We start from the raw sequence: 25,165 nt of genomic DNA on the forward strand, positions 1-25,165 counted from the left end.
CCCGAACGGATGTTTGTAGATGTCGCCAACCTCGAAATCCTCGTAGTAGCGGCCGTGCCAGCCGGAGACGAGTCGCTTTTCGGTTGATTCGTCGTCAGTAGCGTCTGTATCGCTGGTTTCGTCTGTATCGGACATGATTCGTGGGGTGGTTCTGGTGACAGCAGTTGGTACGTCGTCAGTACGATCGCGGGAGTCCAAGCACGTTCTCGCCGAGATAGTTCAGCGCCAGTTCCTGGGTGATCGGTACCAGCCGCGTCAGGCGTGCTTCTCGAAAGTAGCGTTCGACGTCGTACTCCCTTGCGACGCCGAACCCGCCGTGAGTCTGGACCGCTGCATCGGCCGCCTCGTAGGCCGCATCCGCGGCGAGGAACTTTGCTGCGTTCGCATACGCGCCCAGATCGACATCCTCGTCCGAGGCGGCGCGATCCGCGGCGTTGTAGGTCAGCTGTTTTGCCGCCTGTAGGCGAGCGTAGGCCTCCGCCAGCGGGTGCTGGATCGCCTGATTCGAGCCGATGGCGCGGTCGAAGACCTCCCGGTCGTTGGCGTACTCGACTGCGCGCTCGAGTGCCAGCCGTCCCAGGCCGATACACTCGGCAGCGATGACGAGTCGTTCCTCGTTCAATCCATCGAGTACCTGGTAGAAGCCCTCGCCCTCGACACCAATAAGGTTCTTCGCGGGCACGCGCAAGTCGTCGAACCAGAGTTCGAACGAGTGGACGAACTCGCTGGCTGATTTGGGGATCGACTCCATCTCGAGGGCGCCCTGCTCGTGGGCGTCCTCGAGGTCGACGAGAAACATCGAGATCCCGTGGGTTCGTTTCTCGACCTCGTCCCGCGGTGTCGTCCGCGCAACGACGACGACGTAATCCGAGACATCGACGCGGGAGGTCCAGATCTTCTGCCCGTTGATAACGTACTCGCCGCCGTCTTCCGCCGCGGTTGCACCGTTTCGTTCCGCGGCGCGACGTGCCTCGCTTTTCTCCGCCCGCGTCTCGATCGCCGTCGAGTTCGAGCCCGCGTTCGGTTCGGTCAGCCCGAACGCCTGGATCGAGCGCTCGCCGTTGGCGACGTGGGGAAGCAGATCCGCTTTGAGTTCCTCGCTCGCGTATTCGACGATCGGCACGGAGTTGTAGACGCCGCCGTGGACGGCCTGTGCGGCGCTGAAGCCGCCGCCGTTAGCGGCGATCTCCTCCATCATGACGACGGTTTCTTGAGTCCCCATTCCGGCCCCGCCGTACTGTTCGGGGACGAGAATCCCCATCCAGCCGTGGTCTGCGAGCGCATCGACGAACTCGTGGGGGTATTCGCCGTCGGCAGCTCGTCGCCGCCAGTACTCGTGGTCGAAATCCGAACAGATGTCGCTGATACTCGAGCGAACGAGCTGTTGGCTCTCAGTGAGTGCAACCGCATCGCGCAGGAGTCTGGCCATCGGGTAGGTGTCGTCAGGTCGAGAGAAAAACGTTGTGTCGCAGGCGGTGTCTCGCGTCGGGACGTGCTCGCTACGAGTCCGCCTGTGTCCTCGAGCGTCTCACTCGGGCGCTCGCTGCTCGTACGCGTCGCCGACACGGTCGGCATTCGGACCGAACTCGGACTCGAGAAGGTCGGGTACGTCTTCTGGTTGGACGTCGGAGTACCACTCGTTGCGTGGCTGAATCGCAAGCGCAGTGCCACCCTCACTACAGAGCCCCAGACACTGGGTCTCTGTCACCGAAATCGGCGACCAGAAGGCGTTGCGGTCGCGGAGCCAGGATTTGATTGCCTCGACGGTTTCTTTTCCGCCGGCATCGGCACAGCAAGCGTACTCACCATCGCGGTCGGTCGTGCAGACGAACACCTGCGCCTCGAGTCGCTCCCGTTGCTGGTCAGTTCGGCGTTTCATTTCGGCTGCACTCGACTCGCGGGGACATCGATTCGGATCGAGACGGGTTCGGTCATCGGCATGAAAGTTGAATTTCTCTACTGAAACTAATATTGTAAGGCTTGTGGTCGGTAGCGAACACACGTATTGGAAGCAGTGGTCGCTTCTGACCGTCGTGCACACCAGACTGCAAAGCGGCTATAGTAGCCACTGCAAGTCAATGCACACCTGATCGCACGACGGGAGCGTGGTTCGGAGCGTGCGCGGTTCGGAACGTGCGTGGTTCGGAGCGAACGAAGTGAGTGAGAACCGCGGAAAGTGAACGGGGAGGGACGACCCGTGAGCGATGCGATCAGTGTGTAAATAGTTGCAGTTGTTACTATAGATGGACGTGAAAATCGGTGCAGTTGGTGTGATACCACGATTTCGAGATCGTGATTTTGCGCGATGAGCGCTATGAGATGAGACACACATCGCACGCACGTGACAAACACGGTGAACTGCTTCGGGGCCGGTCCTCGAGTCACTTACCCCCGCAAATCCGATGAAATACAACGTTCACCCACACACTATCGGAATTAGCCGACAGATTTGAACAGATACGATCGTCTAATGGGTGTATGATGAACGACTGGGCCAACTGCAGGATAACGAAATTGTTTTCCTACGGGTAACGCTTGAGTCGACTATCAACGAGTCCATGAATGTCCAACGACGGTCACCAAGAAGGGGGGTTCGCCGTGGCGGCTGAACGACTACTCGTACCGCTGTCGGACACGGTGACCGTCCGACAAACGGTCGGGTATGCGGTTCAGTCTGGCCTCGAGAACAGCGACGAACTCGACATCCATCTCGTGGTGGCCTTACCCCACGAGGCTGACTTGCCAGAGAGTCAACAACACACCGAAGCAGCATCAGAACTGCTCTCGAAGGCCAGAAGCTGGGCGCAGGAAGATGCGGGCAGTAGGCCAGTAACGATCGAGACAGCACTGCTCGGAACAGACGAGTACCTCTTTGGTCCTCGAGACTTCGCCGATACGTTCAACGATTACGCAGACGAACACGGGATCGATCAGGTCGTTCTCGATCCGGAGTACCAGCCCGGAGCGACGGCCCAGATGCTGCAATCGATCGAGCGCGAACTCGAGCGCGTCGGACTCGCCTACGACGAAGCGCCAGTCGAGCGACCGGCTCGCCACGAGCGGTTGGTCGGTGACGGAACCGAACGCTTCGATCGGCTGTTCGCGATGTTCTGGATCTCCTATGGCTTCTATCTCGTGCTCGGTGATCCAACGTACTGGTTCGACCTCGTGACAGGAGCCGCGGTTGCCGGGATCGTTTCGGTGTCGCTTGCACAGATCACGTTCACGTTCCCGCTGGACCGTGTCCAGTCGCCGATCCGGACGATTCGGTTTGCGTTCTACGTGCCGTATCTCCTCTGGGAGATCGTCAAATCCAACCTCGCGATCTCGCTCGTCATCCTGCGGCCATCGATGCCCATCGAACCGACGATGACACGGGTCAACGCCCGCGTCAGAAGCGGGCTTCCGCTGCTCGCGCTGGCAAACAGCATCACGCTCACGCCGGGCACGCTCGTCGTCCGGGCCGACGACCAGCGGCTGCTCGTCCATACCCTGATTCCGTCCGCACGTGAGGGGCTGTTCGATGGCGACCTCGAGCGGGCCATCAGGTTCGTCTTCTACGGACGCGAATCGGCAGCGATCCCGACGCCGCGCGAGCGCGGTGATACAGAGATTATCCGAGGTGACGACCAGTGATTCCAAGTGGTGTGACCATCGAGGAGATCTTCCTCGGGGCGGCCGCGCTGTTCGTTGTCCTCGCGATCATGATGTTTTATCGTGCAGTCGCGGGGCCAACGACCCAGGATCGACTGCTCGCGGTGAACGTTCTCGGGACGAACACGGTCGTGATTCTCGCGCTGCTCGCGGCGGGACTCGACGAGCCGTGGTTCCTCGATATCGCGCTGATCTACGCCCTGCTGAACTTCCTGATGGCGATCGCCATCTCGAAGTTCACCGTTGAGCGAGGTGGTGTGCTATGATCGAATCGCTTCGCTTCTGGGCGATCGTTGTGCTCGTCGCATTCGGACTGTTCTTTACGTTCGTCTCGGCGGTGGGCGTGCTTCGACTGCCCGACGTCTACGCCCGAGCCCACACCGCATCGCAGGCGGACACGCTCGGTGCTGGACTCGCACTTGCAGCCGTCGCGATCGCGCTCGGCTGGCAGCACTCGGCGGTGTACACCGTCCTGTTGCTGTTTTTCGTGTTCATCACGAACCCGACGGCAGCACACGCGATCGCTCGTTCCGCCGCAGAGAGCGGGATCGATCCACTGACTGCCGACGACACAGAAGAGGGTGAGTCGAAATGAGCCCGTTCGCACTGACGCTGGCCCTGTTCATCCTGCTCACCGCGCTCGCGACGGCCCTGTTTCGGGACGTCCTCTCGGTGATCGTCGTCTTCGGCGCCTACAGCCTCGGCATGGCGATCCTCTATACGTACCTGCTTGCGCCCGACGTCGCGATGACCGAAGCCGCGATTGGCGCTGGCGTGACGACGATCCTGCTCCTGTTGACGATCGCGCGGACGACCCGACCACCGACCGACCGGCTGTTCGAGAAGATCAACGTGCCGGCGATCGTCGCCGTCGGCGCGTTCGTGCTCGTCTTGATGACGCTACTGCCGGATATGTACGCCGTCGGTGTCGAAGACGCGCCGGTCTGGGGTGGCGGGGTGCTCGAGCAGACGCCCTCGCTGTACTACCTGCAGGAAACGTACGCTGATACCGGTGCCCAGAACGCCGTGAGTGCGGTGCTTGCCTCCTACCGTGGGTTCGACACCTTCGGTGAGGCCGTCGTCGTCTTCGCGGCCGGGCTCGCCGTTCTCCTCGTCTTGAAACGGGAGGTGTTCACATAATGTCTCGTGCAGAATCCTACGACGATACCTACACCGAAAGCCAGGTGATCATGACCTCGGTCAAGATCATCGCACCGTTTATCCTCACCTACGGGATGTTCATGAGTCTCCACGGCGCTGACACACCTGGTGGGAGCTTCCAGGGTGGTGCCATTATCGGCGTCACCGTCCTCATGCTCGCTTTCGCGTTCGGGATCGAACCCACCCGTCGGTGGCTGAAAAACTCCTTTATTGTCGGTCTCGTGACCGGCGGCGTCACCATCTTCATCGCCACCGGTCTCGCGACCATCGCACTCGGGGGCAACTTCCTCGAGTACGACCAGTTCACCGAGGCCTTCGGCATCGCCCACTACTGGGGGATGGAAGCGATCGAAGTCGGTGGCGTCGCACTGATCGTCGCCGGCATCGTCATCACGCTCTTTTTCGCGACCGCCGCGGGCTTTACGCCCGAACGTCGTGAAAACGACGGCCTCGAGACGGAGGTGAGAGACGATGATTGAAGCTGCAGTCGACGTTCTGACGACCCGCTACGCCTACGCGCTGATGTTCGTCGTGATGGGCATCGGGATGTATATGATGATCGCAAGCGAGAACCTCGTCAAGAAGCTGATCGGTGTCAACCTCTTCCAGACCGCGATCTTCCTGTTTTTCGTCGCGGTCGCCTACGTCGAAGGCGGAAGCGCACCGATCGTGCCAGCCGACCCAAACCCGGGCGAGCTCGCGATGGCGAGTCCGCTCCCACACGTGATCGTGCTGACCGCGATTGTCGTCGGGATCGCGCTGACTGCCGTCGGATTGGCACTGATCGTCCGCATCTACGCGGAGTATGGAACCCTCCGCGAGGATACCCTTCGGGAGGTGCGTGCCGATGAGTAGACTCGCCGAACTGCTGCCGGCCCTGCTGATCGCCGCGCCGATCCTGCTTGCGACCGTGCCGATCGCACTCGGTCTCCGGTTCGACCGAACCGGCTGGTCCGTGGCTGCGATCACGACGACGGCGCTGTTTGCGGCGACGGCCTATCTCGCCGCCGCCGTCTACGAAACCGGCCGCGTCGTCCACGTCCTCGGCGGCTGGGGCGAACCACAGGGGATCGGCATCGAACTCGTCGCCGACGAGTTCTCCGTGCTGATCGCCCTTCTCGTCACGGTCACTGCTGCGGCCGTCCTCGCATACACCCGCACCGGCGGTCCGCGCGGAAACACGTTCTACACCGGCTACCTGCTGCTCGTCGGTGGCCTGCTCGGCCTCTCGATGACTGGCGACGTGTTCAACATGTTCGTCTTCCTCGAGATCGTTGGGCTGGCAACATACGCCATGATCGCCAGCGGCGACGGTCCCGAATCCGCAGTCGCCGCCCTGAAATATCTCATCCTCGGCACGCTCGGGGCCTCGATGTACCTGATCGGTGTCGGCTTCCTGTTCATGGCGACCGGCGCACTGAACATGGAAGTCCTCGGTGAGGTGATTCCACAGATCGCCGACAACGGCGGGAGCGATCTGACGCTGCTCCGTGCGGCCTTTGCGTTCATCTTCGTTGGCTTCGCGCTGAAGGTGGCCCAGTGGCCCTTGCACAGCTGGCAGCCCGACGCTTACCAGCACGCTCCTGACGGCGTCACCCCAATGATTGCCGCCCTCGTCTCGACCGTCTCCGCGTACGCACTCGGTCGAATCATGTACAACGTCTTCGGACCCGAGTTCCTCACCGCGACACCGTATCTGACCGAGATCGTCGTCACGGTCGGCGCTGTGAGCGTTCTCGCCGGGAGCACACTCGCCGTGATCCAGCGCGACGTCAAACGCATGTTCGCGTACTCCTCGGTCTCGCAGTTCGGCCTCATCGTCGTTGCCTACGGCCTCGTCACACAGACGGCGTTCGTCGGCGCGGTCATCCACCTGATCGGCCACGGCGTCATCAAAGCCGGTCTCTTCATCGGGGCTGGCGTCGTCGCCGTCGGCTACGGTGCCCGAACCGTCGATGAGTACGCTGGACTCGCCAGCAACAGGCCGTTTGCGGCCGGCTCGATCGCGCTCTTGCTGATCGCACTGATCGGCATCCCGCCGTCGGCTGGCTTCATCGGCAAGTGGTATATCGCCGTCGGCGCGGTCGAAGCCGAGCTGTGGCCCATCGCGCTCGTCATCTTCCTCAGCACCATGCTGACGCTGGCGTATTCGGCGCGGCTGCTCGAGAAGATGTATTTCACGCCGGCAACTGGCGTCGACTCGCCACACCCAGCAGGGGTTGCAACCGACGGTGGCAGGGCCGGAGCCGTCTCGATCGGTATGCTCGGCATCCTCATCGCGACAGCCATCGTCGCCATCGGGCTCGGCTTTACGGGTGGTGCCTTCTTCGAGTGGCTCGAGCCGTTTACTTCGGAGGTGTTCAACTAAATGACTGAAGCGTCCATACTGCCGTTGGCCGCCGTCCTCGTATCGGCGGTCGCGATGTGTCTGATCATCGCGTCGTATCGTTATCCGAACGTCCGCGAGGGCTGGTCGGTCGTCGCCGCACTGACGAAGTTCGGGATCGTCGCGAGTATGCTCCCGGGCGTCATGGACGGGACGACCTACTACTGGAGTCTCAGCGAGTCACTCGGTGTCGAGTTCCTCGCCGGGATCGACTTCGTCCTGCGTGCCGATCCGCTCGGCATGCTGTTTGCGATGCTCGCGAGTTTCCTCTGGATCTTTACCTCGTTCTACGCCGCCGGCTACATGCGCGGGCTGGACGAACACGCCCAGACCCGGTTCTTCGCGGCGTTCGCAGCGAGCCTCTCGACGGCGATCGGGATCGCTTTCTCCGGGAACCTGGTGACGATCTTCATCTTCTACGAACTGTTGAGCCTCGTCACCTACCCGCTGGTCGCTCACAACGAAGACAACGAAGCCCGCATCGCGGGTCGGAAATACCTCACCTACACGTTCTTCGGTGGCGGGGTCTTCCTGCTCGCCGGAACCGTGTTGGTCTACTGGCTCACCAGTAGCGCAGATCCTGCCGGGAACGCCCATCTGGCGTTCGAATCCGGCGGTATCGAGATGCTGGCCGAAGCCGCTGCCGCAGACCCGGCTATCGCCCAAGCTGCGTTCTACCTCCTGATCGCTGGCTTCGGCGTCAAAGCCGCCGTGATGCCGCTTCACTCCTGGCTGGCCGACGCGATGGTCGCGCCGACACCCGTCTCCGGACTGCTCCATGCGGTCGCAGTCGTCAAATCCGGCGCGTTCGGCGTCGCTCGAGTGATCCTCGAGGTGTTCGGGCCGGGACTTATCCACGACCTGCCGCTGAACGTGCCTGCGATCGGTGAGGTCGGGCTGAATATTCCGGTGGCGATACTCGCGGCGTTTACGCTCACTGCAGCGAGTATCATCGCGATGCGCAAAGACCATCTCAAGCGTCGACTCGCGTTCTCGACGACGGCACAGCTCTCCTACATCGTACTGGGGCTGTCGCTGCTCCATCCGTACGCGATCCTCGGGGCGCTGTTCCACATCCCCGCCCACGCGTTCGGGAAGCTCACCCTGTTCTTCTGTGCGGGGGCCGTCCACGTCGAAACCCACACTGACTACGTCAGCGAGATGGCCGGCATCGGCAAACGGATGCCGCTGACGATGTCCGCCTTCGCTATCGGTGCGGCCGGCATGGCCGGGATGCCGCTTGTCGCCGGCTTCGTCAGCAAGTTCTACATGCTGATCGGATCGGGAAGCGTCGGCGGCGGCTACTGGATCTTCGCGGCCGCACTGATCGTCTCGGGAATCCTCAACATCGCCTACCTCTGGCCGGTCGTCTACACGGCCTTCTTCGAGAGCGAGGACCGACACGACGCCAAACCTGTCCTCGAGTTCCCACCGGGCGGCAAACGCGAGTCGTACTTCGCAGACGAGGAGTACGCAACCGACGGTGGCGAGAAGCCTGAATCCGGACACCCACAGCCCGCTGGCGATGACGACGAAAGCGAATCCAAAGGCGCTGGAACGCCGGCGGAGCTGGACGATGACGAAGCGTACGAGTATGCTGTCGACAAGTATCCAAGCGACCACACAGTCTCCGACGACGCTGCGGACGATGACCACCACGATCACGGTGGCCACGACGACGCGCATGACGACCACGACGACCACCACCACGGCGGCCCACCAGCCGGTGGCTGGGCTCGTCACACCCCGCTCAGCGAGAGCACGTGGCTCATGCTCGTCCCGATCAGCATTATCGCGACCGGCGCAGTTACGCTCGGAGTGGTCCCCGACTACGCCGTCTTCCTCGATCTGGCGACGTACATCGTCGAAGGCGTCTTCGGGGTCGAATCGTTCGATGAGTTGCGTGGCCTCTCGCTTGCTGAGGCACTCGAGGTGATCGACGAATGACCGAAATCGACATGTTGACGATGGCCTACCCGCCGCTGATTGTCTTTGCAGCGGCCCTGCTCGTGCTCGTCTTGCCACGGATCCTTGGCTTTGCGCTCGGTGCGCTCAGTCTTGCGTCCGTGGTCGCAGTCGCACTGTTCGCTCCAGAGGGTGCACATCTGACGGGGACGTTCCTCGGATTCGCGGAGATACAGCCGTTCTACATCGACGACTTCACCCGAATGATGGGAGTCGCACTCGGGTTCCTCGGCACCTTCGCCGTTATCTACGCCTACTCGAGTGAGGCGTCGAAGACGATGGCTGCGTTCGCACTCGCTTACGTCGCCAGCGCGGTCGGTGCGGCCTTCGCTGGTGACTGGCTCGTCCTCGTGTTCATGTGGGAGATCATGGCGCTGACGAGCACGCTGCTCGTCTGGCAATACGGCGGCGACGCGGTCCGTGCGGGCTACCGGTACGCGCTCGCTCACGGGATCGGTGGCAGTCTGATGTTGTTCGCGGTGATCGCCCACTACGCGCAGGTCGGAACCTTCGCCTACGGCGAGGGCGTCAACTACGCCGACGCCTTACTGGCTGGCGGGATCGCCGACGGGCTTCCGCTCTTGCTTGCAGTGCTTGGGATCGGTGTCAACGTCGCGTTCGTCGGCTTCCACACCTGGCTGCCCGACACCTACCCGCGACCACACTTCGCGGCGTCGGTGTTCCTCGCCGCCTTTACGACGAAAACGAGCGCATACATTCTCCTGCGGGCCGTTCCGGAGGGGAACATCTACCTCGCGTACATGGGCGGCCTGATGGCCGTCTACGGCGTCGTCTTCGCCCTGCTCCAGCACGACATGCGTGCGCTGTTGTCCTATCACATCCAGGCTCAGCTTGGGTACATGGTCGCCGGGATCGGGATCGGGACCGCAATCGGTGCCGCCGGCGCAATGGGACACCTGTTCAACAACGTCCTCTACAAGAGCCTGCTGTTCATGGCCGTCGGGGTCGTCATCTACCGAACTCAAGAGAACGACCTCTACAAACTCGGCGGCCTCTGGCGTGAGATGCCGCTGACCGCGATTGCGTTCTTCATCGGCGCGCTCTCGATTACCGCCGTACCCGGCTTCAGCGGCTTCATCAGCAAGGGGATGGTGCTCGACGCTGCCGATCCGAGCTACTACGGTGGCTCGGAGTACCAGGCACTGTACTGGTTGCTGTTCATCGGTGCCATCGGCACGTTCCTCTCCTTTATCAAACTCGGCTACTACGTCTTCTTCCACGGTGAGAGCGATCGCGAGGTCCGCGATTCGAAGCCGGGACAGACGACGGCGATGCTCTCGGTCGGCGGCGCGTGTGTCGTCCTCGGACTGCCAGCGGTCGGTTGGCCGGTCTTCACCGATCTGCTGCCGCTGATTGATGGGACAGGGTTCATTGGCCCCGGTGGTGCTGAGCAAACGCTCACGCCGTACAGCATGGGCCACCTGCAGGATGCAGCGATCCTCATCGCCATCTCCGCAGTCGGCTTCAAGATCATCCGCAAGCCGCTCTCGAAACTCGACTACTCCGACCCGGCACTGATCGTCAACCCCGCGATGTACCATCTCGGACGCGGGACGATGCGCGTCACGACGTGGACGTACGCCACCGTCGACGCTGCTGTCGTTAACTTCGTCACGAGCTGTTACTGGATCGGGAACAATCCCGCGCTGGCTGTCGATGCCGCTGCCCGCCGACTCCCGATGGTCGACGTCGAGGAACGCCGCGCCGCAGACGGCGGTCGTCCATCGACGATCCACCTTCGAACCGGGATCGGCACCACCGTCCTCCTGTTGACGATCCTGTTGACGGTCGTCCTCTGGCTGCTGATTACCTAACGCCGTTTCGCGTTCTCGAGGCGAGACTCGACCGACACTCGAATCGGTCGTCCGGTCGATGATGGTGAAAATCAATTAGCGGCCGGTAGCCAGACGATCTACTAAAATCAGTACCACGCCGTGACAATCCGAACAGTCAGCGATCCGTGACTTGAGACACCCGGCAGTGTCAGCGACTCTCCGAATGTTCGTCGTGCTCGCTCGAGTCGACGTCGACGATCGGTGGGTACGTTTCCGGAACCGCGATCGTCTGCTCGAGTGCAGATGTGCGTAAGGCAGGTTTCGACGCTGTGGCTTCGCGCCGGTAGCTGTCGCCGTCGTGATCCCCTCGGACACCGCGTGGCGTCAGGTAGTTGCCGTCGACATCGACGTTCGCGTCCTTACAGAGCCGTTTGAGCACCGACCGAGCGCCTTCGGTGGTGATCGCCGGTGGCGAAATCGCGTGTTCGCGGGCGAGCTCGCTCGCCGTCGCATCCGCACACAGCGCGTCGATCTCCTCGTCATCGTAGCCACGCTCTGCCAGCACGTTTTTGACTCGGCGAGCGATCGACGGTGCATGCCGGGTCGGAAACAGCGGCCAGTCGTTGGCCGGCGGATCGAAGACGACCCGATACCGTCGTAGTGGCGTCCGAGCCGGGCCGGGCAGTGGCACATCCTCGAGTCGCTGGGATTTTCCCAGCACGCGAATCGTGCCCGTATAGAAGTCGACGTCCTCCCACGTCGCCCCGGTGCGGCGCTCGTCGTCGGGGACGCTAAACAGTTCGGAGCCCCGCACGCTCGAGTGGGCGAGCAACGAGACCATCGCGTACTCGCGCAAGCGATTACACCGCTCGTCGTGGTTGTCGGGTGCCGTCGATGCCGCAAGTGTGCGTTCTCGAAGGTAGCGCTCGAGTCGACGGCGCTGGGTCGCCGTCCAGTACTCGCGGCCCGGTCGATCGTCAGCGGTCGGCAGCGTGGCCGTGGCGTCGTCGGTCGCGGCCGGATTCGACTCGAGAATGCCGCCACGAACACACCACGAGAGAAACGCGCGGACAACCGCGTAGTAGGTGCCAGCAGTCGAGGCCGTGTACTCGCCGCGGTCGACTCGAGTGCGTAACTCAGTGGCGTAGGCGTGCATATGCTCGACGTCAAGAACGAACAGTGAGTGGACGTTGTGTTCGGCCTCGAGCCAGTCAGCCCAGCGTCGCAGGATCGATTCGGCGTTGGAGGCGTACGTGCCGGCCCCTCTCCCGTCAGGGTCGCCAACGGCTTTCCGCTGGAGGTACGCATCGACCGCGTCGACGACGGCGACATCTGTCTCGGAGTCGGTCACGGTTCGATCACCCTGCCGTTCGGTCCGGTATCGACGCCGTGAATCATCTACTCATACGGTACTAGCCCAGCACCCTAAATCTGTGTTTCGGAACTGGGGGTCTGGAAAGAAACTGGAACTCCAAATCGCGGGTGATGGAGTTTGACAGCCTCCCTGTCGGCTCGGTGGTGATGCGTCGTGGAACTCCGTTTTCCTTGTCAGCAGAAAGTTTGTATATCATCATACGATATATTGTTGGCAGTGAGGACGGAGATACCAGATACAGCCCTCGAGAACGCATCGTTCGCCACTTCAGCCGAAAATAGGGGGTACTTTAGATTAGACGAGTAATCACAAGTACTCTTTTCGACCGCGACGCCGTCCGGTCATCGGAGACGAGTTCGGGAATGAGACCCCACCGCGCGATCAGGATGGATGCTGGTGGCTGATCTTCTCGGCGTACTGGCTGGGGACGGGTATCCCACAGTCCTTGCACTTCCAGCTCCGTGTCGTGAGCCCGGGCTCTTTCTCGAGATCCTGTTTGAATTCCAGAAGCGCGCCACAGTGACACCTGTAGGTCGTCTGGGCCATACAGTATCGTCCTCGAGGAACACGTGCGTAAATGATGTGCCAGCGACGGCCATGTAGCCGACAGACACAACGGTTACGACAGCAACCACCGTGGATGAAACCAATGACCGAAACACAGCACCGAATTCCGGTGGTCGATGGTGGGGCTGTCGCTGCCGTCCACCACGAGGCACCCGGAGACGACTGGATCGTCTTCTGTCACGGCTTTCTCAGCGACAAGACCGGGAGCTACGAACATCGGTGTCGGCGAGCCGTCGACGAAGGATACAACGCCGTTCGGTTCGATTTTCGCGGCTGTGGCGAGTCCGATGGACAGTTCGTCGACCAGACACTCAGCGCAAAACTCGCTGATCTGCGTGCCGTCGTCGATCAGTTCGATCCCGCATCGTACGTACTCTTTGGCTCGAGTTTCGGCGGCAAGGTCGCGTTTCACGCCGCCGCCCAGGACAGTCGCGTCAGCGCGGTCGTGACGCGGGCACCGGTGACCTATAACCGGGTGTTTGATGCGTATCGGCAAGCCGTCGAACGCGATGGCGAGTGTCAGTTCGATACCGGTGACCGAATCGATGGACGCTTTTTCGATGATTTCGACACCTACAGCTTCGCGACCATCGACCTCGACATCCCGATCGCAATTTTTCACGGCAGCGACGACGCCGTCGTCGATGTCGCTCACAGCTTCGACGCAGCTGCACAGTTCGAGACGGACGTCCTCCTCGAGACGTTCGCATCGGAGGGCCACCGGTTCTCGAGGGAAGCAGAGACACGGCTGCTCGAGCGACTGTTTCACTGGCTCGAAACGCATTGAGGGAACAGAGACGCGACCCAGGAAGACAGTTTCGCCACTGTGCAACCCCATTGATAAATCCTATTATGCGATATGATACTGCAGACCCTGTCCTGGGACACCGGACAGACACGACGCAGTCACCGAGGAGGTGTTCGGTTCCACACGCTGCCAGCTCAGATCGACGGACGGAACGGGATTTTCTCGTTCAGAAAAACCGGACCGTTTTTGATAGCCATGCCGGAACGATGAGCTAACAGTGAGTGAGGATACTGATCTATCAACTGTGCTTGCCGTCCTCGACGACGAATACGCACGCGAAATCCTCACCAATACGAGCATCGAACCAATGTCTGCCAGTACCCTGAGCGAGCGGTGTGATGCGTCCCTGCCGACGATCTACCGGCGCCTCGAGCGCCTCGAGGAGTGTCACCTCGTCACCGAAGAGACGGAACTCGCACCAGACGGCAACCACTTCAGCGTCTACAGCGCGAACCTCGATCAACTCGAGTTATCTCTCGAGGACGGCTCGTTTACCCTCGAGTTGACGTATCGTGATGAGGACGTCGCCGACAAATTCACCCGGCTGTGGGAGGGGATGCGATGAGCCAGAACGTCGTCCGGCTCGACGAGGCACCCCTGTTTGAACTGCTGACGGTTGCGAGTCTCTTTCTGGTTGCACTAATCGGGACGATCATCGCCTATCAGGCTTACCGAGGCTATCGGCGCAACGACGCGTCATCGATGCTCTATCTCGCCGTCGGATTGCTCTTGTTGACGCTCTGTCCGTTCCTGATCAACGTGGCAGTCACGACGCTCGTCGGCGCGGAACAGGTCGTAACGGCGTTTCTCGAAAACGTGAGCCGGTTAGCTGGGCTCGTCGCGATCATGTACTCGCTGTACGGACAGCATTAGGGAGCCACGCACCTGCATGGTGTGTGAAACTGATTACGGTCGTTAACGCGTGGAGAAGCAATTCGACTCTCGAGGACCGTGTACAGGGCGACACTCGAGTCGGTGTGGGCCGAAGCGGAGTTGCGGGGGTTGCTGGATAGCGGAACCCTGACGGACCGACCGCGGAGGTGGGAGGATGCGGTCGTCCGTCGAGTGGGATGTGTCCAGCGATGATCGGTGGGGATGATCCAACTGGGCGGGTCACGCCGTGCCGAGTCGGGACGAGTGTCCCCAGCCACTGTTTTCCGCTGTCACCTAATAGAGTCACAAGCGCGTTTTCTGACCTGGAAAATCCACGTCCTGAGACGGGCCGTATCGGCTGTCATATCGAGGGCGGGCGTCCGAGAGGCACAGTCAGTCGAACTGCCCACAGCTTCTTTGGACTGCCGTTCGAGAACCAGGTATGCACTATCTCGCCGGCACGGCATCTGTCCACACGACGGCAGCGATCTGTGACTACCTCGACGAGCGAGCGACCGCGGCAGATACCGTGACGGTCGTCGCCGTCACGCCACCCAGCGACGCGACGGCACGACGAGATGCCCAAGAGGCGCTAAACGTTGCCCCCGTTCGGCTCGCGACCGTTGGCGAACTCAACACAGCGATTCGCGAGGACGATGGCGATCCCGCCGAAGTTCTCCTCGAGACCGCAGCCGCGGCCGATGCCGACGAACTGGTCATCGCATCCGTCGATGGCATCCCCAACGAGTCGGCAGCGGTCGGATCGACCGCACACGCCGTGCTCGAGGCAGCCCCACTGCCGGTCGTCGTCGTTCCTGGTCCCGAGTTGTGATCGACTGGTCGGTCTGTCGTCGCCGCAATACCGGTGTAGCGACGAGTCCGACTACTCGGCGACGAGAACGGAGGTCTGTGCCTTTCTCGAGACCTGTTCGGAGACGCTCTTTCGGAAGAATCGCTCGATACCACGGTGTCGGCCCATGACGATCAGGTCGACATCGTGGTCGGCAGCGTAATCGAGAATCGCTTGATGGCGGAGTCCGTGGACGACTGCCGTTTGAACGTCGTCGATTCCGGCCTCCGCTGCCTGGGTTGCAACGTACTCAACGGCTCGCTCGCCGATCGGCTCGAGGTCTTCGAACGCCATTCCGGGTGCGATTTCGGCGGAGTTGATAACGTACAGCGCGTGGATGGAAGCACCGTGAACGCGTGCGAGTTCGATCGCCTCTTCGATCGCTCGCTCGGTGTTCGGTCGGCCGTCAGTCGGAACCAAAATCGTGTCGTACATGGCCCGTTCTTTGATGACGGCCGGCAAAAACATCCCGCAACAGTCGGATCTCGGACGAGACGAGTTTCCCGGTCCTGACGAGCCCTCCCTTGCCGAACGAAAGCACGGTGGCATCGTATCAGCCGAGACTAAGGAGAAACGACATGCTCATCGGTGCTCGAGCGTGCTCACCACTCCGGAACGAGTACAGACCTGAAAGCGACTTTCATTTGCAAGGCGTGTCGAAACCAGTCGATGCGTTGCACAGGCATCTATGAAGGTTGTCTACAAACCCGGAAACGCCTACGAAGAGATCAACTGCTTCGATTTTCGTGAGTACGAACACGGCGTCGTCCTCCACAACGAGGCCGGATACAACATTGGCTACGTCCCCCACGAAATTCTGAGTCATATCGAGCCGCATCCGGGTGAACGACTCGAGTTCGAGGATGGACAGCCGCCTGAGCCAGCCTACGACGACGAGTAGCTGTATAGTCGCCACTGAAAGTCTGCACACCTGCTCACACGACGGTTTCACAGTGAGTGTGCCCATCGATTCAGTTGGGACGGTAACACAACCGAATCGATAGGACGATACTGTGGGCCGCGTGAGTAGTCCCCACGCGGATGACACGAACCCTTCTCGTCGCAGGGACTGCAAGCCACGTCGGAAAATCGACGATTGCCGCTGGCCTCTGTCGGCTGCTCGTCGATCGGGGTGTCTCGGTTGCCCCGTTCAAAGCACAGAACATGAGTAACAACGCTCGCGTCGTCGTCCACTCCGAGGCCGAGAACAGCGACCGCGTACGTGCTGTCTCGAGCGCTGACCAGTGGGGCGAAATCGGCGTCTCACAGTTCGTCCAAGCGCGAGCAGCCCGCATGACGCCAACGACGGACTGCAACCCAGTCCTTCTCAAACCCCGCGGCGATGGGGAGAGTCAGCTTATCGTCCAGGGGCGAGCCCACGAGCACGTCCCTGCAGGCACGTACTACGATGAGTACTGGGACGAGGCACGCGCTGCCGCCGAAGACTCCTACCAGCGACTCGCGACCGACCACGACGTCATCATCGCCGAAGGAGCCGGCAGCATCGCCGAGATCAACCTCCACGACCGAGATCTCGCGAACGTCGAGACTGCCCAGTTTGCCGATGCCGAGATCCTCCTGCTGGTCGATATCGAACGCGGCGGGGCCTTCGCCAGTCTCTACGGCACCATCGAACTGTTGCCCGACTCACTGCGCGATCGCATCACAGGTGCAATCATTACGAAGTTCCGGGGCGACCCGACGCTGCTCGAGCCAGGAATCGAAGAGATCGAATCGAAAACCGGCGTCCCAGTTCTGGGCGTGCTCCCCTACGATGATCCCGGCCTCCCCGAAGAGGACAGCGTCGGGCTGCCGTCAACGACCGAACGTGGCGTGTTGGGTGACGATGACGGCGTCGCCGATGACCGCCGGATAACGATCGCCGTTCCCCGACTGCCACGAATCTCGAACGCGACAGATCTCGAGGCGCTCGCGGCGGAACCCGGCGTCTCAGTCGTGTTCATACCAGTCGAAACCGGCCCGACGAGCAGCGACACGCGATCGCCAGACGATCCGCTCGCGGATCTCGACGCGGACGCAGTCGTGCTTCCAGGAACGAAAAACACCGTCGACGACCTCTTGGCCCTCCACGAGATCGGGTTCGGCGAGGCACTCGCCGACTTCGACGGCCCGATCGTCGGCATCTGTGGCGGCTATCAGCTACTGGGCGAGCGGATCACCAACGCCGCCCTCGAGGGAACGGGTGACGATGACGTCGTCAACGGACTTGGGCTGTTGCCCGTCGAGACGCGATTCGAGGGTACCAAACACGTCGAGCAGACGACGGTGCCTGTCGACGGCGCGACACCGTCGCTTGCGGGCGCGGACGGCCCCGCTTCGGGCTATGAGATCCACGCCGGTCGAACGCGGACGCTCGAGGACGTTGATCGGCCACTCGGCGAGTCGAGTGCGGCCCACGGACGGGTCCTCGGAACGTATCTCCACGGCCTGTTCGACAACGAGTCGGTTCGGACAGCATTTCTCGAGGCTGTCGCTGCAGACGCAGGGAAAGACTGGCCGCCGAAGAGCGAACTCGAAGGCGAGAGGGAATCGCAGCCAGAGGCCGGCACGACGCCGTACGACCGCGCTGCAACGCTGGTTCGCGAGCATATCGATCTCGAGGCGCTCGGCGAGCCGTTCGCTGCGGATGCGAAAAAAGACGGGCAGTAGCAGTCAGCCGCCTGAGATGGCCTACGCGGACTGACCGCGGTAGGTTCCGAGCAGTTCCTCGAGGATGATACACTCCTGGTCGGTTGGCTCGTAATGTGTGTCGATGAAACGTTCTGCGGCCTCGAAGTCGCCACGAAGCCCGTGTTTTCGAATCGTGATCACGGCATCGAGGAAGAAGGTTCCGCCGTCAGTTCCCAGTGCCTTTGCGTGATCTTCCTGAGTAATATCAAGTTCGGATTTGATCTCGTCGAAGTTGAACGTCTCGACAGTATGATCGTCGGTGATCAGCGTCAGAACGTACTCTGCGGAGAAGCGGTAGAACTCGGATTTGCTCTCGAACATACCGTCGTCGACGAGGGAATCGATCTCTTCGACGACCTCGTCGGGATATCTGACGGTATCTTTCGCCATACCGAATACTGTTCGCTACTGACTCATTATTGTTTCGAAGAATTGTTTGCTAGTAGACAGTTGTGCGTGGGAAATCAGTCTATGGACGCATCCGGCCGTCGCGAGTGGGTCCAGCAGGAACTAGACCCCTCAAAACGCTCTATACACCCTATAGCCTGCAGAGATTGCGTATCAGTCGGGCAGAACGGGCCGTTGCAACTACCTACAAATTTATTATTTATCATACGCAAGTAGAGTGCGCAATGGCAGACGTAGATGAAATCCGCGAGCAGATGATCGACGCGTTCGAAGGAGCCGACTACCCAATCTCGAGTCCGATGGATCTCGTTCCAGCACTGCCGAACGGGCCCGGGACGAAATTCGAGTCTGGCGACTTCTCGGTCACGGCAATGGAACTGAACACGAAAACCTCCGGTGGCGACTTCCCCTACGACGATCCCGAAGCGTTCGTCGACGACATCATCGAGGACCTCAAAGAGCAGGGCGAACTGTAACCCAGTTCGCCACACGAGTGGCCGCTGCGAGCCCAGCCGACCTGTAACGAGCGGAGCGATTCAGTTTGGCAGCGCGTAACAGCTGCGACCAGCACCAGACTGGCCAGATCCGTGTGTTTTCGCACGAGTAGTACGTCACGAGCAGTCGGACCGTCCACACAGTGTACACGGTGTAAACGGTCTACACTGTGTGCTGATGTTCTCGCCACCGATCTTCCAACTACACAGAAACAACGAAAGTATCGACGTCGAAAACCGCTGTGTCGTGATTAAAACGGTGTGGGGTCTTGTGCCCAACTCATCGCTCCAGCACGAAGGTGCCCCCTGAGTCGGCTGCTGACTCGAGGACGACCGTCTCGCCAGCAGTCATCGAATCGCCGACATCGACAGCGACGTCCTCGAGGTCCACTGTGGGTGGAAAAAGCAGGTCGACACGACTGCCAAATGCGATGTGACCGAGTCGGTCACCGCGGTCGACGTCGTCGCCGCGTTCGGTGTAGGGGTGGATGCGTCGGGCGAACGCTCCGGCAATAAAGGTGACTTCGGCATCGCTCGTGGGTTCATCCCGATTCTGGGTCGTGTCCGGGGCTGGCTCTGCAGGCGCAGGTAGATTCGGCGACGTCGTCTCGAAGCGGACGTGAACCCGTTCGTTGCGGTCTGACTCTTTTGAGAAAGCGGGGCGGTTTGCACCCGAAACGTGCTCGACGTCGGTCACCGTGGCGTCGAACGGCGCGCGGATGACGTGAACGTGCCAGACGTTCATGAAGACGCCCAGTCGAACGCGGTCGCCTTCCTCGCGGAGCACGGAGACGGTCCCGTCGGCGGGTGAGATCACACCAGTCGGCGGCGGTGTTCGCTCGGGATCGCGAAAGAACGCAAGCGTCCCAGCACTGGCTACGAGTGCAAGAAGGCTCGCCGTTACGCTAAAGACGAGTGCAAACGGCGCAACGAGCAGGGGCAAAATGGCATACTTCCAGGCCCCCGGCGCGAAGTTCATGTCTCAATAGACGCGATCGGTTCGTATGGCCGTTACGATGGACACGTCAGCGTCGGTTCGATTCAGTTGGCCCGTTGGTGATCCTCTGTGGGTTGGAGTGTAAACGAGAACGTCGATCCGTCGCCAGGTTCGGAGTCGACCCAGATCTCGCCGCCATGGCGCTCGACGATCCGCTGACAGAGTGCGAGGCCGATTCCCGTCCCATCGTACTCCGCGCGGCTGTGGAGTCGCTGGAACACCTGAAAGATTTGCGTGGTGTCCTCGGGATCGATACCGATTCCCTCGTCACGGACCGAAACTGTCCACACCGAATCGGTTCGCTCGGCATCAATGTGGACCCGCGGTTTGTCGTCGCCGCTGTACTCGATCGCGTTCGACAGGAGGTTCTGGAACAACTGCCGGAGCTGGCCGGCGTCACCCTGTACCTCGGGCAACGACGCTGCCGTAATCTCAGCGTCGTGCTGGTCGATCATCAGTTGCAGGTCAGTCAGAACATCCGCGAGTATCGCATCGAGGTCGACGGGTTCGAGCGGCGCGCCTTTCGAGTCGATCCGAGAGTACTCGAGGAGTCCGTCGATCATGTCACGCATCCGTTCAGCGCCGTCGACGGCGAACTCGATGAACTCTTCGCCGTCGGAATCGAGTTCGTCGGCGTACCGACGCTCGAGGAGCTGGAGATAACTCGACACCATCCGCAGCGGTTCCTGCATGTCGTGGGAGGCCGCGTAGGCGAACTGCTCTAACCGCTCGTTCGAGACCTCGAGTTCGGCGACCGTGTCGTTGAGTCGGCGCTCGTACGCCTGGCGTTCGATCGCCGTCGCGATGATCGTCGCAGCGCTCTCGAGGAAGTCGACGTCGTGGCCGGCGAACTCCCGTTCGGTGGTGTCGTAGACGGCGAGGACACCCGGCGAGTCGGTCGTCGGTCCGATCGGAACGCCGATGCCACTCCTGATGCCGTGGGCGATCAGTGCAGTCGAATCGGGAACCCGAGAATCGGTCTCGAACGATTCGACGACGATCGGTTCACGTGCGGCAAGCGTGGCGTCGGGCAGCGAGTCAGTACTCGAGCGCTGGATTTCAGTCTCGAGGATGGCGTCGTCACAGCCAACGTGTGAGCGAACCCGAAACGCGTCGTCGGTGCTATTCGTCTCGGCGTCGTAGATGACACAGCACTTGATATCCAGTGCCGCAGCGACCAGTTCAGTCGCGTTCTCGAGGAGGGCGTCCGTATCTCTGGTCTCGAGGGCGTGTCGGCCCAGATAGGCGATCGAGTCGAGTTGGACGACCTTCGCCTTGAGCGTTCGTTCGGCCTCCTTTCGCGGCGAGATATTACGGAACAGTCCCACGAAGTAGCGGTCGTCATCGTACCAGAATTCGTTGAGCGACACACCGAGTGGGACCTCGTGGCCCGCCTTGTGTTGGCCCGGCAGTTCGACGTACGTCCAGTTTATTTTTCGCTCGCCGGTCTCGAGATACTGCTGTAACGCGTCGATGTGGGCCTGTCGAAGCCGTGGCGGGATAATCGTGACCTTGTTGGAGCCGACCAGTTCGTCGGGCGGATAGCCGAGGATGCGTTCGACGGCGGGATTGGCATACTGGATGTCGCTGTTCGTATCCAGAACGATGATCCCATCGGGGAGCGCCTCGGCGAGCGCCTGAAACGTCCGCCCGTACGTGAACTCGGACGACGAGACGGATTCCGTCGGCGTTGCTCGACGGTTGACGAGGCCGACGATCCGTGACTCGTCGCCGTCAGTCCCGACGCGCTCGAGATGGATCTCGACGGAACGTCTCGTCTCCACACTGGTTCGAATCGAAACTGTCGTTGAGACCGGGCTCGCCGCGTCGTCGGCAACGAGTGACTCGAGCGACGGGAGATCGTCCTCGACGAGCGTCGAAAACGCGGTTCCACGCAGCTCCGGGCGGCTGTACCCGGTCAACGACACGAAGGCGTCATTGGCGTCGATGACCGTGCCGTTCGCGTGCATCCAAACGCTGGCGATACCCGCCGCTGTGAGGAGCGAATCCCTCTCGTGGTCGGAGAGGCTCGACCCATCGCTGCGGTCCGTATTTCCGGCAGAGGGAGGCGGACCGAAGTCCATTGGGCATGATTGGCTTGTCGCCATCATAAGGACTGGGTTCGCCGGAAAAACATTCTCGTTCAGCAGTGATACCGTCGGTTAGTTATGATACTGCCGGACAACACGATTCACGCACCGATCGCACGCGAACGATCGTTGCCGGGGGCAACGAGCCGTGAGACGCGGTCGGCCGGTTGCTGACCGTTGTCTGGCAGTCTGACCGTCGCAGCCGTCTCAATCCCAGAACGATTGGGTGCGGGCATACTCGCGTTCTTTCGAGAGGATGTCGCGATAGAACTCGGCTTCATCCTCTCGGAGCTTGTTGATGATCCGAGCAGCGTTGTGTGGGCCAACACCGCGGGCAGCCATCGCGATTACGGCCTGTCTGCCGTGGCTCTGAACGAGGCTCGCGCTCCGATACGCGCGTTCGGTCATCGACACCTGTTCGTCGTCTTTTTCCTCGGCGCGGACCGCCTGGACGACCTCATCGGCCCACGGGTTCAGCGATGCGATCCGAGTGGAGCCACAGTCGGGGCACTCGGGCTGGTCAGCGACGCGTCTGACCTTCGTTTTCGCCTGCCACTCGGTGCAGTGGGTACAGAGCAGAATGATTCGGTCGTTTTGCAGCCGCTCTTTGACCGTCTTGATCACGCTTGCGTCCGCGTTTTCGGGTGCCAGAAGCTCTTTGCCGCTGGATCGACCACCCTGACCGACCGGCGTTCGGCCCCGATGAGTGACGAGTTCCAGTTCGCCCGACTGGAGTCGCTCGAGAACGTCACTCGCTCGGTCGACATCGAGATCCTCATGAAACACCTCACGGACCGCCTCCTCGTGCATGGGCGTGTCCTCGAGCGCTGCCAGCAGCCGTTCGTTCGACAGTCGCCCGGAGCCGGCGTTCTGCCAGCGTTTGAGCGCGCCGAATTTGGCCGACACCTGTGCGAGACGGAACGCAAGCGCATCCGAGCGCTTGAGTCCGAGTTGGATGATCGCCTCGACGTGGTCGGGATCGGTGTCTTCGAGAACGGCCAGCACGTCGCTGGTCGCGACCGAGGTCGGCACCTCGAGTTCGATCCGGTAGGGGTCCGTCTCGAGACCCACGGACGAACCGGCCTGCTGGCCGAGCAGTGAGGAGAGCACGCGACCGAGCGTCTCGTTTATCATGTGTCCAAACGGCGCGTTCAGGACGATGGTTCGGCCCTGACGCTCGAGGACGAGTCGCTCCGCCGTCGGCATCGGTGCCTCGGCTTCGACCTGGCGCTCGAGTTGTCCGCAGGCTTCGGTGAGCGTGTACTCGTCGGCCGGGTATCGATTGGCGAGTGCTCTCGAGACGGCGCCAGCGTCAGCGCCAGCCGACAGCTGTGGCTCGGCCACCGCGCGGATCTCACCGACTTCGCCGGCGACGGCCGCAGGAACGGGGATCTCCTGGCCGGTCCAGGACGGCACCTCCCCAGCTGGGTCCTCGATCGGACTGACTTTCACGCGACACTCCTCGTCGTCGATTTCGGCGATGCGCCACATCTCGCCGCGCTGGATGAACACCTCGCCGGGCTGGGCGAAGTTGACCACGAACCGCTCGTCTAACGTCCCGATCTGGGTGCTCGAGGCGATGTCGTGGACCTCGTAGGACTCCTCGTCGGGGATCATCGAGAGATTGGCGTAGACGTACTGCCAGGTGCCGCCTGTGGCCCCAAGAGAGTCTTCGCGTTCGTCGAACCAGACGATTCGGTTGCGATGCAGTTCCGAGACGACCTCGCGGAACGTTTCTTCGGGAAGGTCGCGGAACGGGTACGCGCGCGTAACCGTCTCGTAGGCCTCGCGGAGTGGTGTCGAGCCGCGGCTCTGGACGAACCCCGGAATCTGGTTTGCGACCACATCGAGACTCCCCTCGTGAATCGCCGCCGGTTCGACCTCGCCATCTCGAGCCCGGCGGGCGATCGCAATCGCCTCGAGCGTGTCGTCGGGCCGGGTCGTGACGATGGTCCCACTCGAGACCGCGTCTTGGCGGTGGCCTGCACGCCCGATTCGCTGGAGGAGTCGGGTCACCTGGCGGGGACTCTGATACTGAATCACGTGGTCGACGCGGCCGACGTCAATCCCCAGTTCCATCGAGGACGTACAGAGCAGGCCCTCGAGATCGCCGGCTTTGAACCGGTCTTCGACATCGATTCGGGCCTCCTTCGAGAGCGAGCCGTGATGGACGCCGATCGGCAGGTCAAGTTCAGTGAATCTCGAGCCCAGCGCCTCCGCTGTCTGACGCGTGTTGACGAAAATCAGTGTCGATTCGTGTTCCGCGACGAGGGTCCGGATCAATCGAACGTGGCTGGCCGTATCGGGTTCGGTCATCAACTCGCCTGCCAGCCGTTCGTCTTCGTCGGTGATCTCGGGTTCGCGGACGGTGACGTCGATGTTGCTGCCGACGTCGATCTCCCGGATCTCACAGGGTCGACCCCCAGTAAGGAACTGGCCGACGTCGGCCGGATCGCCGACCGTCGCCGAGAGGCCGATGCGCTGGATCGGGCCCGCCAGATCCTGCAAGCGCTCGAGGCCAACAGCGAGTTGGGCGCCGCGTTTCGACGCCGCGAGTTCGTGGACTTCGTCGATCACGACGTGGGAGACGTCCTGTAGGGCCTCCCGCAGGCGTTCCCCGGTGAGCATCGCCTGGAGGGTTTCGGGCGTCGTCACCAGCACGTCCGGTGGGTTCTCCGCTTGCTTCCCGCGCTGGTATTGGGTCGTATCGCCGTGACGGACGTCGACCGCGAGGTCGAGGTACTCGCCCCACCACTCGAGGCGTTCGCGCATGTCGCGGTTGAGCGCCCGCAGCGGAGTAACGTAGAGCGCGCCGAATCCCTCGGGTGGGTCCTCGAGCAGGTGATCGAAGACCGGCAACATCGCTGTCTCGGTCTTGCCACTTCCAGTCGGCGCGATCACGAGCGTATGCTGGCCGGCCGACAGCGGCGGAATCGCCAGTTGTTGTGGTGGCGTCGGCCTCGAGAAGCCGCGTTCAGAGAGCGCCCCACGAACCGTCGATCCGAGGTGCGTAAACGCCGCGACATCCCCGTCAGTCATCGAAACGCGTT

Annotated in this window: 25 protein-coding genes and 1 pseudogene; 16 read left to right on the forward strand and 10 right to left on the reverse strand. The window is 61.6% G+C overall.

Annotated elements, in window-relative coordinates:
• The 3 genes and pseudogenes from ACERJA_RS14995 to ACERJA_RS15005 form a co-directional block, all read right to left on the reverse strand.
• Positions 1–135, reverse strand: a pseudogene (locus tag ACERJA_RS14995) (MaoC family dehydratase); the annotation flags it as partial.
• 40 nt (positions 136–175) lie between these two features.
• On the reverse strand, positions 176–1,429 hold the full coding sequence (locus ACERJA_RS15000; RefSeq protein ID WP_373609065.1) for an acyl-CoA dehydrogenase family protein: 1,254 nt from the start codon (positions 1,427–1,429) through the stop codon (positions 176–178).
• A 99-nt stretch (positions 1,430–1,528) separates the two neighbouring features.
• On the reverse strand, positions 1,529–1,879 hold the full coding sequence (locus tag ACERJA_RS15005) for a ferredoxin (RefSeq protein ID WP_373609066.1): 351 nt from the start codon (positions 1,877–1,879) through the stop codon (positions 1,529–1,531).
• Between the two features lie 683 nt (positions 1,880–2,562).
• Between ACERJA_RS15005 and ACERJA_RS15010 the strand changes: the two genes are divergently transcribed.
• Genes ACERJA_RS15010 through ACERJA_RS15050 form a run of 9 tightly spaced genes read left to right on the forward strand, consistent with a single transcriptional unit; the run spans position 2,563 to position 11,001 of the window.
• A complete protein-coding gene (locus ACERJA_RS15010; RefSeq protein WP_373609067.1) occupies positions 2,563–3,636 on the forward strand; it encodes a monovalent cation/H+ antiporter subunit E in 1,074 nt (357 codons plus the stop codon).
• Positions 3,633–3,920, forward strand: a complete 288-nt coding sequence (locus ACERJA_RS15015) for a cation:proton antiporter (protein ID WP_006067404.1) — start codon at positions 3,633–3,635, stop codon at positions 3,918–3,920. Before ACERJA_RS15010 ends, ACERJA_RS15015 begins: the two co-directional genes overlap by 4 nt.
• Positions 3,917–4,249, forward strand: a complete 333-nt coding sequence (mnhG, locus tag ACERJA_RS15020) for a monovalent cation/H(+) antiporter subunit G (RefSeq protein ID WP_006067405.1) — start codon at positions 3,917–3,919, stop codon at positions 4,247–4,249. Before ACERJA_RS15015 ends, mnhG begins: the two co-directional genes overlap by 4 nt.
• Complete coding sequence (locus ACERJA_RS15025) at positions 4,246–4,794, forward strand: DUF4040 domain-containing protein (protein ID WP_006067406.1); 549 nt, start codon at positions 4,246–4,248, stop codon at positions 4,792–4,794. Before mnhG ends, ACERJA_RS15025 begins: the two co-directional genes overlap by 4 nt.
• Positions 4,794–5,294 (forward strand): MnhB domain-containing protein, encoded by a 501-nt coding sequence (locus tag ACERJA_RS15030; protein WP_373609068.1) that lies wholly within the window; start codon positions 4,794–4,796, stop codon positions 5,292–5,294. The genes ACERJA_RS15025 and ACERJA_RS15030 overlap by 1 nt, the downstream gene beginning before the upstream one ends.
• A complete protein-coding gene (locus ACERJA_RS15035; protein ID WP_006067408.1) occupies positions 5,287–5,670 on the forward strand; it encodes a cation:proton antiporter subunit C in 384 nt (127 codons plus the stop codon). Before ACERJA_RS15030 ends, ACERJA_RS15035 begins: the two co-directional genes overlap by 8 nt.
• Positions 5,663–7,183 (forward strand): proton-conducting transporter membrane subunit, encoded by a 1,521-nt coding sequence (locus tag ACERJA_RS15040; protein ID WP_373609069.1) that lies wholly within the window; start codon positions 5,663–5,665, stop codon positions 7,181–7,183. The genes ACERJA_RS15035 and ACERJA_RS15040 overlap by 8 nt, the downstream gene beginning before the upstream one ends.
• Positions 7,184–9,148: a proton-conducting transporter membrane subunit gene (locus ACERJA_RS15045; protein ID WP_373609070.1), complete on the forward strand. Its 1,965-nt coding sequence runs from the start codon at positions 7,184–7,186 to the stop codon at positions 9,146–9,148.
• Positions 9,145–11,001, forward strand: a complete 1,857-nt coding sequence (locus tag ACERJA_RS15050) for a Na(+)/H(+) antiporter subunit D (protein WP_373609071.1) — start codon at positions 9,145–9,147, stop codon at positions 10,999–11,001. Before ACERJA_RS15045 ends, ACERJA_RS15050 begins: the two co-directional genes overlap by 4 nt.
• Before the next feature lie 169 nt (positions 11,002–11,170).
• On the opposite strand, the gene ACERJA_RS15055 is transcribed toward ACERJA_RS15050, so the two are convergent.
• Both ACERJA_RS15055 and ACERJA_RS15060 read right to left on the reverse strand, forming a co-directional pair.
• Complete coding sequence (locus tag ACERJA_RS15055; RefSeq protein WP_373609072.1) at positions 11,171–12,313, reverse strand: tyrosine-type recombinase/integrase; 1,143 nt, start codon at positions 12,311–12,313, stop codon at positions 11,171–11,173.
• 405 nt (positions 12,314–12,718) lie between these two features.
• Entirely contained in the window at positions 12,719–12,883 is a 165-nt protein-coding gene (locus ACERJA_RS15060) for a hypothetical protein (protein WP_373609073.1), read from the reverse strand.
• A 103-nt stretch (positions 12,884–12,986) separates the two neighbouring features.
• Here ACERJA_RS15060 and ACERJA_RS15065 point away from each other — a divergent pair, with 103 nt between their 5' ends.
• From ACERJA_RS15065 to ACERJA_RS15080, 4 genes are all read left to right on the forward strand, one after another.
• Entirely contained in the window at positions 12,987–13,691 is a 705-nt protein-coding gene (locus tag ACERJA_RS15065) for an alpha/beta hydrolase family protein (RefSeq protein ID WP_373609074.1), read from the forward strand.
• Between the two features lie 238 nt (positions 13,692–13,929).
• Entirely contained in the window at positions 13,930–14,277 is a 348-nt protein-coding gene (locus ACERJA_RS15070) for an ArsR/SmtB family transcription factor (protein ID WP_373609075.1), read from the forward strand.
• The gene (locus ACERJA_RS15075) at positions 14,274–14,585 is read left to right on the forward strand and encodes a hypothetical protein (RefSeq protein ID WP_373609076.1); all 312 of its coding nucleotides are present in this window, start codon (positions 14,274–14,276) and stop codon (positions 14,583–14,585) included. The genes ACERJA_RS15070 and ACERJA_RS15075 overlap by 4 nt, the downstream gene beginning before the upstream one ends.
• Before the next feature lie 442 nt (positions 14,586–15,027).
• A complete protein-coding gene (locus ACERJA_RS15080) occupies positions 15,028–15,417 on the forward strand; it encodes a universal stress protein (protein ID WP_373609077.1) in 390 nt (129 codons plus the stop codon).
• A 51-nt stretch (positions 15,418–15,468) separates the two neighbouring features.
• Here ACERJA_RS15080 and ACERJA_RS15085 read toward each other — a convergent pair whose 3' ends face one another.
• On the reverse strand, positions 15,469–15,870 hold the full coding sequence (locus ACERJA_RS15085) for a universal stress protein (protein ID WP_373609078.1): 402 nt from the start codon (positions 15,868–15,870) through the stop codon (positions 15,469–15,471).
• Between the two features lie 253 nt (positions 15,871–16,123).
• Here ACERJA_RS15085 and ACERJA_RS15090 point away from each other — a divergent pair, with 253 nt between their 5' ends.
• Positions 16,124–16,336 carry a hypothetical protein gene (locus ACERJA_RS15090; RefSeq protein WP_373609079.1) on the forward strand — a complete coding sequence of 71 codons (213 nt, stop codon included), beginning with the start codon at positions 16,124–16,126 and terminating at the stop codon, positions 16,334–16,336.
• 140 nt (positions 16,337–16,476) lie between these two features.
• Positions 16,477–18,105: a cobyric acid synthase gene (locus ACERJA_RS15095; protein WP_373609080.1), complete on the forward strand. Its 1,629-nt coding sequence runs from the start codon at positions 16,477–16,479 to the stop codon at positions 18,103–18,105.
• Between the two features lie 21 nt (positions 18,106–18,126).
• Here ACERJA_RS15095 and ACERJA_RS15100 read toward each other — a convergent pair whose 3' ends face one another.
• Complete coding sequence (locus ACERJA_RS15100) at positions 18,127–18,516, reverse strand: type II toxin-antitoxin system ParD family antitoxin (RefSeq protein ID WP_373609081.1); 390 nt, start codon at positions 18,514–18,516, stop codon at positions 18,127–18,129.
• Between the two features lie 242 nt (positions 18,517–18,758).
• Here ACERJA_RS15100 and ACERJA_RS15105 point away from each other — a divergent pair, with 242 nt between their 5' ends.
• Positions 18,759–19,010, forward strand: coding sequence for an MTH865 family protein (locus tag ACERJA_RS15105; protein ID WP_373609082.1), 252 nt, complete (start codon positions 18,759–18,761; stop codon positions 19,008–19,010).
• Positions 19,011–19,308: 298 nt separating this feature from the next.
• On the opposite strand, the gene ACERJA_RS15110 is transcribed toward ACERJA_RS15105, so the two are convergent.
• From ACERJA_RS15110 to ACERJA_RS15120, 3 genes are all read right to left on the reverse strand, one after another.
• Positions 19,309–20,007 carry a protein sorting system archaetidylserine decarboxylase gene (locus ACERJA_RS15110; RefSeq protein ID WP_373609083.1) on the reverse strand — a complete coding sequence of 233 codons (699 nt, stop codon included), beginning with the start codon at positions 20,005–20,007 and terminating at the stop codon, positions 19,309–19,311.
• A gap of 62 nt (positions 20,008–20,069) precedes the next feature.
• Positions 20,070–22,109, reverse strand: a complete 2,040-nt coding sequence (locus tag ACERJA_RS15115; protein ID WP_373609084.1) for a PAS domain S-box protein — start codon at positions 22,107–22,109, stop codon at positions 20,070–20,072.
• Between the two features lie 213 nt (positions 22,110–22,322).
• A complete protein-coding gene (locus ACERJA_RS15120) occupies positions 22,323–25,154 on the reverse strand; it encodes a DEAD/DEAH box helicase (protein ID WP_373609085.1) in 2,832 nt (943 codons plus the stop codon).
• Positions 25,155–25,165: the final 11 nt, after the last annotated feature.

This window comes from Natronorubrum sp. A-ect3 (assembly GCF_041821125.1).
GTDB lineage: Archaea > Halobacteriota > Halobacteria > Halobacteriales > Natrialbaceae > Natronorubrum > Natronorubrum bangense.